The sequence below is a fragment of the Streptomyces sp. NRRL B-1140 genome (genome assembly GCF_001280065.1).
Lineage (GTDB): Bacteria > Actinomycetota > Actinomycetes > Streptomycetales > Streptomycetaceae > Streptomyces.
This window is the reverse complement of the sequence record NZ_LGEA01000137.1, coordinates 1-10,132: the sequence shown is the minus strand read 5'-3', so window position 1 is coordinate 10,132 and position 10,132 is coordinate 1. Positions and strand designations below refer to the sequence as shown.

Below are 10,132 nucleotides of genomic sequence, written 5' to 3'. Positions count from 1 at the left end.
GACGGCCTCGGAGATCAGGACCTCGGCGCGCGTGTTGCAGCCGTCGGTGGGGTTGGCGCCGGCGTTCCAGTGGCGGAAGGCGTCCCGGTCGTAGCCGTCCCGGGACTCCGTCCCCAGGGGCAGGGCGGCGACTGCTTCGGTCAGGGGAAGGGTCTCTGCCGCGTGGGCGGGCGCTGAGACGGTGAGGGGCAGGACAGCGAGGGAGGCGGCGGCCCGCTGAGGCAAACCTGGTGTTCCAGGTCATCTCCAAGCGCTACGAGAAGGGCTCGATCATCCTGACCTCGAACAAGACCTTCAGCGAATGGAGGCAGGTGTTCGGTGACGAAGTCCTCGCCACGGCCATCCTTGACCGGCTCCTGCATCACTGCGATGTCGTCTCCATTAACGGCCCCAGCTACAGACTCAAGAACCGGCTCGCCGCCATCGAACGCGAGACCGCAGCCTAGACCGCGGGCCGGGCTGGGGAGTCATCGGACGACGCGGATGCCTGGCAGCGGAGGCATCTTCTCGCCTTCTCCGGTGAGGACTTCTCGCGCCAGCTGCCGGGCGCGTCCCCACCCGGCGTCGGTGACCAAGGCCTCCCTGGTCCACCTATCCACGTCGGTGACGTGGGACATCTCGCTGAAAACTTCATCGATCATCTGCAGCGAGGGCAACACCTCAGGACTGAGCTGGCCCTCATCGACCAGTCGCCCAGCGAGGCGGAAGGCATCATCGTAACCCAAGGCGATCTCGTCCGGCAGTACGTCGTATTTGTCCAGCCAGGCCACCTGATCCGAAGCAGGCGCAGCCACCACAACGACCGCCTCAATCAGCATGCGACGACGCGCTGAAAGCCCAGGGATCTCCACAAGGTCATCGTGCCACGACTCCGCTCGAGCCAAGCGAACAGCTCGTCATCTCTCTGAGCACGTTCGTCCGTACTTCACTGAGCACATTCTCGAGTACGCCGACAGGAACTCACCCGTGTCCCCGCCGTTGCAGCGGTAATGCCCGTGCTTTTGCGCGTCCACGCTCCTGCTGGCAGGTGGCAGCAGCGGGCACCGTCTACTCCTGCGAAAAGGTCCACGGCACCTAAGACTGCGGAAAGCGCCTGCCTGCTCAGCGCCCTCGAGAACCCCGGGCGCACTGGCCTGGGTGACAGACCGAACCGCCTGGCAGGCATGGCCCGTGGGGAGGATCGGTCCGCGTTTTGGCGGTAGCGGTCAGCTGGATTCCCGGACACGGCGAACAGGTGAGACGCCGTATCGCGGACAGCTTGCGGAGGTTATCCGAGCATGAAGAAGAGAATCACTGCTCTGGCCGTTCTGGCCCTCGCCAGTTCCCTCCTGACCAGCACTCCGGCCTTCGCAGACTGGCAAGCCGACATCGATACGGAGGCGAGCACGACCGTCGACCACGGGAAGGCGGATGCCTACAGCGCCATCAGCTACGAGGCAGAATCGAAGGTCATCTACCGCTAGACAGCCCGCGGGACCGGAACGGTCACTAGCGACACGGCTGCGATGCCGGTTCCCGCGGCGTGTGCCTGTCGACGGTCAGCTGGCGAGGTTCTTCTCCAGGCAGGCGATGTAGCGGTCGATGGCGTGGTCCCGAACGCCGTCGCTGCCGGCGGCGAAGGGGTCGCCGGCGGTGGCGACGCCCTTGGCGCGGTCGGCGAGGTGGGTGACGAGGGGCATGGTGTCGTGGAGGCGGCCGGCGGTGTCGAAGTAGTGGAGCTGGCCGACGTGGGTGAAGGCGGGCTCCGCGGGGACGGTGGGGACGATGTCGTTGTTGTTCACGAACCGGTGGTGCCGGTTCTTGAACGGCGTCTTGTGCGCGGCGGCGAGGAGGCGCTCACAGGTGCGGGGCTGGCCGAAGGTGTAGACGCCATCAGGGAGATGGTTGGGCTCCTCGAAGTACATGCGGGCGCCGGCGAGCATGGCGAGGGCACCGCCGAGGCTGTGGCCGGTGATCCACACGCTCTGGTTGTTGGCGCGCAGTTCGTGGACAGTGTCGCGGATCTGCGGGTGGACAGAGGCCAGGGCCTGATTGAAGCCGTGGTGGACGAAGCCCTTGCCGCCAGGGCCGGGGACAGGCGGGGTGGTGGTGTCGGTGAGCCAGTCCCGGATCTGCCGGGACTCCGTGCCGCGGAACGCGACGACGATCATCCGGTCGGAGGCGGCGACGAAGGCCTGGGTGTCCTCGATCGGGAACGGCATCGCGTGCGGGGACACGAAGTGCCGCACGATATCGAACCCCCAGCCCCGGGCGGTCGATTCGACCCGGTCAGGATCGGCGTAGGCGAGCCTGGAGGCCTGGGCCATCCAGTAGGCGTGCGGGAGGCTGTAGCCGGTCGCAGAGTGGTCGAAGACGGTGGGAACGGGCACAGGACTCCTCCAAGGTGGTGTGCGTATGCAGAGCTTCCCGATAGCCCCTGCGCGGGTGTGAGAAGGCGCGCGGGTCGCTGGCCCGAACAGCCCACATCCGGCCACCATGCCTAGCTGCATCCGGCAGTCGTGCCGGGCCGATCGAGGGGCCGCCGGTTTCACCGCCCCGGTCCCCGCGCCGAGGGCTCATCACGCCGGAGCCCCCCGCCCGTTTCGGGCGAGGGGCTCCGCTCAGACGGTGTCGCTGAGCGGGTCGTCGCTTCCGTCATCGTCCGGCTCCTCCTGCCGCTCATCTTGTTCGGGCGGGTACGGGTATTGGTTGGGCGCTTGCAGGTGGTGAGGCGTCTTGTTGTCGTCGTGGAAGTTGAAGGAGTCTTTGGAGCCGTCGGATGGCATGAGTCTCTCCTCGGGTTTGCTGACGAGGCCCAACTAGTAGAGACCCTGGCATCGCTGGACGGCATCCGCCTGCGGAAGAGACGCGGCCAAGCGGGCGAACGTCTGCGCAACCCCGGCATCCGGGGTCCAACGACCACTGCCAGCCGCTGAGCCGATGGGTCGATCCCTTCGATCTCCGTGACAGGCCGGCGGCCGGGCGTCACCTCGCGCGGCCGCGCCTACCCGAGCCGGGCGGACACCTCCTTCATGAAGTACAGGAGGTAGACAGTGTCAACCGCGACCATGACTCGTAGTGCCGGGACACCGCGACGATCAGCGCGTCCTTGACCCGGGCGCGTAGCCTTGCCGCCGCCTTTCACAGCGGCACCGATAAGTCCGCATGCCGGCGGTCGAGGTGAAGGGATGTGACTGCTCGTCACCCAGTCGGCTTAGACGGCTTCCGTCCCGAGGTGCGGCGTCCCCCATTCGGTCGCACGGTGAACGTGGCCAGCTTGCGGCCACGTGACATCCGTGATCACCAGCTTCGCGGGGAGGCGTCGTGATCGTGATAGCCCTGCTCACGCCAGCGGTGCTGCTTCTCATGCTGTTCGGCCTGCCCGCGCTGGAGGATCGCTTGTTCCCGCCGTCCTCGCCTCTGCAAAAGCCGACTGGCCCGGATCGAGCCGAATCCGAATGAGACCTGGTGTCGCGACGATCGTCGTAGGCGCTGCCGGGGCCGCCTCACGTCCCGCCGTGGGCTCATTGTCGTCGGCTGGAAGGGGAACGCTCGTGGGGGCGACTTCTCTGCCGTCATGCCGGAGGCGTGGTGAGGCTCATGTTCAGTCGGCAGGACGTTTCCCATGCGCCGAGGACGACGTCTTGGTAGAGGTAGCGGCCGCTCTGCAGTGGTGGCAGGTCCTGCGGGAAGGGGCTGTTAGAGGCCGGGCGGCTGGTGAACGCATCGTCGTGGTGTGACTCGCGAATCCGGTCGGCAGCGGCGCGCAGCCACTTCAGGGGCAGGCCGATAACGGTGAGGGCTTGTTCGAGCGGGAGGAGCGGGGGCGGGGCGCCGTCGAGCATGAAGTCCTCCCACTCCAGGAGGTCGAAGAGGAATTGTCCTCCCTTGTAGGGGGGCCAGGGGGCGAGGGTGTCGAGGACGTGTTGGGCGCGATCGGGGTCGTCCCGGCGCAGGGCAGCTCCATGGCGGGCGAGGGTGCACAGGGCAGCCCGGGTCCAGTGGTTTGCCGTGGCGAGGGCTTTGTGGATCCGCTCGTCGGCGGGGTGGGGTGGGGGGCTGGTGGTGGTCACAGTGGCCTTGAGGTGACGTAGTGGGCGATCTGGCGGAGTACGGCCTTGCCTCTGTTCTCGGGGATGAAGGCGAGGTCGCGCTCGAAGTGGTCGATGCCGCGGGTGGCGAGGTCGTCGGCCAGGGCGATGGCGTAGTCGATGGATTTGTGGCGTTGCATGGAGCGCAGGATGGTCTGGACGTCGTTGCTGTTCTGCTCGTGGCGGGGGCGGATGACGAGCTGACGCAGGATCTCGTGTTCCCAGAAGTCGGTGGCGGAGCGCAGGAGGTGGATGAGCATTACCGTCCGCTTGCCTTCCCACAGGTCGCCGCAGGCTTCCTTGCCGTAGAGGGCTTCGTCTCCGATCAGGTTGAGGACGTCGTCCTGGATCTGGAAGGCGATGCCGATGAGCCGGAAGGCCTCGTCGAAGCGGTCCAGCAGGTGCGGGTCGGTGACGCCGGCGCAGACGGCGCCGATCCGGCAGGGGCTGATGCAGGTGTACCAGCCGGTCTTCTTGGTGCTCATGGTGAAGTACGCCTCGTCCTCGGCGGGTACTTCCTGGTGGCGGATCCAGCCCAGTTCCAAGGCTTGGCCCTCGAAGCTCTCCCGGCACATGTGCAGCGTCTCGCGGATCAGGCCGAGGGTGCGGGCTAGGCCGAGGGTCTGAAGGTTGGACAGGACGGCGTCGATGGCGAGGAGGTTCAGGCCGTCGCCCACATTGACGGCGAGTCCGGCGCCGTGCGCAGTGTGCAGGGTGGGCAGACCGCGCCGGTGGGTGGATTCGTCGGCGATGTCGTCGTGGACCAGGAAGCCGTTGTGGAACAGTTCCAGGGCGGCGGCGCTGCGGACGGCGTCCTGCGCGGACCCGCCCAGGGCCACGCAGGACGCGACGGTGAGGGTGGGGCGCAGGCCCTTGCCTTGCCTGGCCGGGTAGTCGCGCATCAGGTCGTACAGGTCACGGCGCGGCTCCCGGTCCGGGATGAGACCGCGCATCTCGTCGGCCACCCGGTCGCGGATCGCGTGCATCGTTTCGACCAAGTCGGCGTCCGTGAGTGGGAGTTCTTCCCACCAAGGGGTGCTGGAGCGGCCGTTCCACAGCGAGCGATGGGGAACCGTTAGCCGTCCGCCGACCGCCTGGGCCGCGTCGGTGTCCGAAGCGGAGGCGGGGCGGCGCCGGTTGAGGTAGTCCAGGGCGTTCCAGCCTGTCGTCTCAGCTGCGCCGATGTCGGCTGTGTCTTCCCGGCCGTGCGCACCGGGGCCCCACAGTTCGGGGGTCCGGTTCCGGTAGTCCTCCCACAGTTCTTGAACGAACCTCAGTCCGGACGCCCGCTGGGACAGCAAGGTGAAGGCACGCCACACCGCCAGTACGCGGTCCGGCTCGCCGCGCACGTCCAGACTGCCGGGCAGTACCTCGTCCACCGGTTGGCGCTGCAGGTCGAACAGCAGGTTCATCGCCCGGTTGTCGAAGACGACCTCGACGTCCGTGTCGTGGGCCGGGCCGTCTGCGTAGACCAGGCGGCTGTGCAGCGGTGTCAGCGAAGCGGTCGTGCCGTCGTTGAACGACAGTCCCAGCCGGATGCCGCGCATCTGCTCGGCGGCCGAAGCCACCACGGCGGGCGCCCGCTCCGACAGGGCGCCGACGGTGTCCCGCAGCAGCGCCGCACCGCTGCCCGGCCGCGTGCCGTGGGCGTCCTTGGCGGTGTCAGAGGTCATCGGCCCCCCCTGCGAACTCGACGATGCCCTGTGTCTCGAACTCCAGGTGGCGGCCGGAGACCCTGGCCTCCACCCGGCACGGCCCGAGGGTCTCGTGCACGCTGAACGGTCGCAGACCGCGCTCGCAGGGGTTCGCGATACGGCCCGCCGTCCGGCTGGTGAAGTCCAGGAGCAGGTGGTCTTGGCCCATCCGGGCGCTGATGACCAGCCGTCCCGGAACAGTCGCGCAGGACGGTGTGTCCAGCAGGCCGGCCAGCGGCGGCACCAGCACCACGTCGTCTCTGGCGAGGGCGCCGTCCACTGCCATCTGCAGGCAGCGGCGCGGGAAGTGCCGCCACAGCCTGCCCTCACGCCAGAGCATCACCGAGCCGTTGGCCGCGTCATCGGGAAAACGCGGCTGGATGAGCGTGAACACAACGGCGGCGGGCGGCGGACCCTGCACATTTTCCGCAGCTGAGGAGTCGGCGGCGGAGTCTGCTCGCTCGCTGTGCGGGGCGTTGACGAAGCCGAACACCCAACCGCCCAGCGCCGGCCAGCTCCAGCGGCCCCGGACCCGCTCGTGGTAGCCCGTCAGCTCCACCCACCTGCTGCGGCCGTGGACCGTGACCATCCCTGCCCCCAGTACCCCGGGCTCGGACTGCCATCGCAGGAACTCGCCGTCACCGAACGGCGCGCACTGTGAGGTACAGGCCTGGCTGGTGCTACGCAGCGTCACCTCGAGTGCCGGGGAACCCGACACCGCCGCCACATTGAAGGGCCCCTTGCCGCCCTGCGCTGCGCGTGGCTGGGGCAGCCGGAACGACGACCATGGCACCTGCTGCTGGCGGGCGTTGAACTGGCTCGCTTCCCACCCGCTCTCCTGGTCGTGCGCCAGGACGATCCCCCGGCGGTGGGCCGGCTCGTCCGGGCGGTCCGCGCCCAGAGTCGACAGGTTCGCGATCACGGCCACGTCGCCGGACCGGGACAGCAACGCGTAGTGCAGCCACTGCCGCTCGAGCGGACCACCGGTCAGGCCTGCCGCCGCACCGTCCGGGAACGGGCCTCGTGGGCCCAACCGCCGCTCGTTCCCGTCTGCTCTCATCTCCACAGCAACGGAAAGTAACAGTCAGTCACCTAGCGCTATCGCGCGTGTCAGAGGCGATATGCGGCCCTGCACGCGAAAACCGCATCGCCGATTCACTCCACAGAGTGAACCGCCGGGCCGGATCAGGAGACACTCCAAGGAGGCTTGGCATGCGTTACGGCTGCGAGCCGGACCGGACGCTGTGAAAGACCAACACCGGCCCTGCCTCGCGTGCGGCTCCCGACCGCCAGCGCGTAGACAGAGTGAGCATCCACGGCTCTCAGCGAGAGGCGCGATGGCTGAGCCACCCAGCTCCGGGCTTCACTCGTGGACTGAGCCCGGAGCGGGGGCCGAGGGAACGGCTCACTTGGGGAGAACGGTGCCCGTCAGCTTGACCGGCTTGTGGTGCTTGCCGAACGTCGCGTGCCCGTAACGGGTGCCCGGAGTGGCGCCCTTCGCCGCCCGGACCATGAGCCCGTAGCCGAGGAAGGGGCGGTCGTCGTCCTTGGTGTAAACGCTGAGATCGTCCTCGACCACCAGAGTGGTCGCATTCACCAGGCGGCAGGAGAGCGGTGTGGGCGGCACACTTCCGAACTGGCTCAGCCGTTCGAAGTACGCGTAGCCGGCAGCGCCGGTGAACTCCAGGCCCTCGGGAGCGTGGAACTCCTGGACGAGCTTCTTGATGCTGACCGGCTGCTCGTCGGCCGACGTGATGGCGACGCAGATGTACTGCGGCGGCCAGGGGTTCTCGTCACCCACCTTCACCTGCGGGGTCAGGTCGGTGACCTGGAAGATGGCCAGAGCGTGCTCATCGGCCACCCCATCGATCTTCTGGTCATCGCCCTTGTGGTCGTCGACCTTGTGGTCGTCGACCTTGTGGTCGTCGACCTTCTTCTTGTCGTCGTCCTTCTTGACGGCGGTTCCCTCGGTGCCGGCGACGTGGGTGATCATGGCGCCTACGTCCAGCTTTTTGGCGGGGTCGTTCTCGGCCAGGGAGATGAACTCCAGGGTGCTGGTGGCCGCTGCCGCAGTGAAAGCGAGAGAGCGGCTGGTCCACACGTGCGTGGGCAGACGCCCATCGGCGGGGGTGTAGATCTCCTCGACGATGTTGGGCCCGCTGGTGATGCGCACCTTGTACTTCTGGACCGTGCCGGCATAGTCGTCGGTGTTGCTCTTGTCCTGTTCTGGGGCGTCCTCCCAGGTCAGCGTCACCTCTTGCCCCGGGGTCGTGACGATGTCCTGCGCCACAGCGCCCCTGCTGTCGTGATCGCCTTCCAGGGCCATGGACTGCGAGGTGCCATCGGGGTGATCGGCGAGGCGGGAGCCCAGGAGTTCGACTGTGCCGTGGGTGACCTTCCAGCCGCCGACGGAGTCCCCCGTGTAGTACTTCCGGGAGTCCCCCGGGTCTACGTGGGGATCGGCGAAGGACGGGTTCTTGATGTTGATCTTGGTTGGTGACGCAACTTCGGTGACCATGCCAGTACCACTTTCGGTGGGGGCGCAGAACAGGCAGGCACGCCGCGTTCCGCAAGGGGAGGCTGGGCCGCCGAGGGTTACAAGAGCGTGCCGCCCGGGTCATCCTCCGAGCACGCACATGCGGCGCCAACCACTGCCTCGAAATATGCCAAAAGGGATCGCATCGCGCATACGAGGTGAAAGATGCCACTTGGGTCATTGCAACGCGCGGCTGCATTCCGCGCACTGCTCATGACCAGCGGGCACTACCAGCGCATCGCCAGACCGTCAGCCATCGGCCCGCGTCCCCCAGTTTGGCGGGGAACAGAGCCGGTAGGCGGAGCCCACGGCACACTGGCTTCGGGCACCTGCGGCTACGGGCAGATGTCATGCGCCGACAACCAAGAGCATCACCGGCGGGATTGCGTCGAACGGGTGAAGTGGGCGGTCATGACACGCGTCCGTCAGATGGGCGGAGAACCCCTTCCAGCTGACGTCCTCCCCGGTGCGCTCGTTCACCCGGCGGTCGCGGATCCGGTCTGCGGTGCCGCGCTGCAGCTGGTGTGACCTGTGCTCCTGAGGGCCCCAACATGATCACGGATGTGGCCACCACCGCGGCCACCACCCACGACAGCCAGGTCCTGCCCGGCATCCACACGCGCCTCTCCCGCCGCGGACTACTGCCCGTCGAGCACCTGGTCGACGCCGGCTACACCTCCCTGCCCCACCTGGAACAAGCCGCACGTGAACACCAGGTCACCGTCTCCGGACCGCTCCGAAGCAACCCCATCCGCCAACGACGCCGAAATGAGGGCTTCGCCCGGGACGACTTCCACATCGACTACGACCGCCGGCAGGTCACCTGCCCACAGGGGCAGGTCAGCGCGGGCTGGCACGGCCCCTACCCGACCTCCTCGCCCACCGCAGCCCCACTGATCGTGGCCAGGTTCACCAAGGGCCAGTGCCGGCCCTGCCCGGCCCGCGCACAGTGCACCACCTCCCGCGAAAGCACCCGCAACGTCGGCTTTCCCCCGCGAGAACTGCGCGACCTGCAACTCCGTGTCCGTGCCGAGCAGCAGACTCCCGAGTGGAAGACCCACGCGGTCCGCTCCGGAGTGGAGGGAACAGTCAACGAGTTCACCCACGGCCACGGCATGCGCCACTGCCGCTACCGGGGACAAGGCAAGGTTCACCTCCAGCACGTCCTGACCGCCATCGCCATCAACATCGAGCGCCTCAGCGGTCTCCCACCGACCGAGGAAGCACTCCCTCCCCGCCGGCCGACCGCCTTCCAGAACTACCTCGACCAGCGCGGAATCCCCCCGGCCGAAATCCAGGCGCACCCTGGGCACCTGACCTCGGCAACTCCAAGATCCCCGACAGAGTCAAGCTGAGGCGCTGTCCGGCGAGCACAGCGTTGCGGGGCCGCTCGTCTGGGACACCAGCTCCGACACCGCCACCCTCCGCAACGACCGCGGACCCTTCATCGACGACGAGTCCTGAGGCCCCACGAAGGAGTCGCCACTACCGCTGCCCCAACACCGGCGTGCATGACTGAACACCTGCCCCACGCCCCGGTAGAACGTTGACGCGCCCGGCCTTCCCGGTCGGCCGCGTCCTGTCTACGCGGGCCGCCCTGGCGAGGTGAACCGCGCGGCGCGCCAGGCCCCTATACGGCCGGCTCGTAGGTCACGGTCTGATCCGGACAGCCGGCCGCCACCTCGCGCAGGGCCGTCACCTCGGCCTCATCCGCTGTGAGGCTCCAGCGCAGTTTGGTTGCGACCCACTCGGCGGCGTACCGGCAGTGCGCCTCGGCGGCAGGCGGCAGCCACTGGGCGGGGTCCTGGTCTGCCTTGGACCGGTTCGAGCGG

Annotated in this window: 10 protein-coding genes and 3 pseudogenes; 4 read left to right on the top strand and 9 right to left on the bottom strand. The window is 67.9% G+C overall.

Translation table 11 applies throughout. The features are described from left to right. Positions 1-225: pseudogene (locus tag ADK65_RS32990) on the bottom strand (HNH endonuclease); the annotation flags it as partial. Between ADK65_RS32990 and ADK65_RS32985 the strand changes: the two are divergent. Continuing rightward, positions 219-446 (top strand): annotated as a pseudogene (locus ADK65_RS32985) (ATP-binding protein); the annotation flags it as partial. The pseudogenes ADK65_RS32990 and ADK65_RS32985 sit on opposite strands and share 7 nt — an antisense overlap. A gap of 21 nt (positions 447-467) precedes the next feature. On the opposite strand, the gene ADK65_RS32980 reads toward ADK65_RS32985, so the two are convergent. Continuing rightward, positions 468-818, bottom strand: coding sequence for a hypothetical protein (locus tag ADK65_RS32980; RefSeq protein ID WP_234353031.1), 351 nt, complete (start codon positions 816-818; stop codon positions 468-470). A gap of 459 nt (positions 819-1,277) precedes the next feature. On the opposite strand from ADK65_RS32980, the gene ADK65_RS32975 reads away from it, so the two are divergent. Further along, entirely contained in the window at positions 1,278-1,463 is a 186-nt protein-coding gene (locus tag ADK65_RS32975) for a hypothetical protein (protein WP_053674685.1), read from the top strand. A 75-nt stretch (positions 1,464-1,538) separates the two neighbouring features. On the opposite strand, the gene ADK65_RS32970 is transcribed toward ADK65_RS32975, so the two are convergent. After that, positions 1,539-2,369, bottom strand: a complete 831-nt coding sequence (locus ADK65_RS32970) for a lipase family protein (protein WP_234353030.1) — start codon at positions 2,367-2,369, stop codon at positions 1,539-1,541. 231 nt (positions 2,370-2,600) lie between these two features. After that, positions 2,601-2,765, bottom strand: coding sequence for a hypothetical protein (locus ADK65_RS39035; protein WP_199825746.1), 165 nt, complete (start codon positions 2,763-2,765; stop codon positions 2,601-2,603). A 538-nt stretch (positions 2,766-3,303) separates the two neighbouring features. On the opposite strand from ADK65_RS39035, the gene ADK65_RS39030 reads away from it, so the two are divergent. Then, entirely contained in the window at positions 3,304-3,441 is a 138-nt protein-coding gene (locus ADK65_RS39030) for a hypothetical protein (RefSeq protein ID WP_199825745.1), read from the top strand. A gap of 113 nt (positions 3,442-3,554) precedes the next feature. Here the strand turns inward: ADK65_RS39030 and ADK65_RS32965 are convergent, their stop codons facing one another. The 4 genes from ADK65_RS32965 to ADK65_RS32950 form a co-directional block, all read right to left on the bottom strand. Further along, positions 3,555-4,052 (bottom strand): hypothetical protein, encoded by a 498-nt coding sequence (locus ADK65_RS32965; RefSeq protein ID WP_053674683.1) that lies wholly within the window; start codon positions 4,050-4,052, stop codon positions 3,555-3,557. Beyond that, a complete protein-coding gene (locus tag ADK65_RS32960; protein WP_053674682.1) occupies positions 4,049-5,743 on the bottom strand; it encodes a polyprenyl synthetase family protein in 1,695 nt (564 codons plus the stop codon). Before ADK65_RS32960 ends, ADK65_RS32965 begins: the two co-directional genes overlap by 4 nt. Next, positions 5,733-6,797 (bottom strand): hypothetical protein, encoded by a 1,065-nt coding sequence (locus ADK65_RS32955; protein WP_234353029.1) that lies wholly within the window; start codon positions 6,795-6,797, stop codon positions 5,733-5,735. The genes ADK65_RS32960 and ADK65_RS32955 overlap by 11 nt, the downstream gene beginning before the upstream one ends. 372 nt (positions 6,798-7,169) lie before the next feature. Continuing rightward, complete coding sequence (locus ADK65_RS32950; protein ID WP_053674680.1) at positions 7,170-8,282, bottom strand: hypothetical protein; 1,113 nt, start codon at positions 8,280-8,282, stop codon at positions 7,170-7,172. A gap of 569 nt (positions 8,283-8,851) precedes the next feature. Here ADK65_RS32950 and ADK65_RS32945 point away from each other — a divergent pair. Beyond that, entirely contained in the window at positions 8,852-9,655 is an 804-nt protein-coding gene (locus ADK65_RS32945) for a transposase (protein ID WP_234353028.1), read from the top strand. A 275-nt stretch (positions 9,656-9,930) separates the two neighbouring features. Here the strand turns inward: ADK65_RS32945 and ADK65_RS32940 are convergent. Continuing rightward, a pseudogene (locus tag ADK65_RS32940) lies at positions 9,931-10,132 on the bottom strand (HNH endonuclease); the annotation flags it as partial.

Bases quoted from the DNA above. Each gene is read 5' to 3' on its own strand.
- ADK65_RS32980 (WP_234353031.1), bottom strand. From the start codon at position 818: ATGCTGATTGAGGCGGTCGTTGTGGTGGCTGCGCCTGCTTCGGATCAG.
- ADK65_RS32975 (WP_053674685.1), top strand. From the start codon at position 1,278: ATGAAGAAGAGAATCACTGCTCTGGCCGTTCTGGCCCTCGCCAGTTCC.
- ADK65_RS39035 (WP_199825746.1), bottom strand. From the start codon at position 2,765: ATGCCATCCGACGGCTCCAAAGACTCCTTCAACTTCCACGACGACAAC.
- ADK65_RS32960 (WP_053674682.1), bottom strand. From the start codon at position 5,743: ATGACCTCTGACACCGCCAAGGACGCCCACGGCACGCGGCCGGGCAGC.
- ADK65_RS32950 (WP_053674680.1), bottom strand. From the start codon at position 8,282: ATGGTCACCGAAGTTGCGTCACCAACCAAGATCAACATCAAGAACCCG.
- ADK65_RS32945 (WP_234353028.1), top strand. From the start codon at position 8,852: ATGATCACGGATGTGGCCACCACCGCGGCCACCACCCACGACAGCCAG.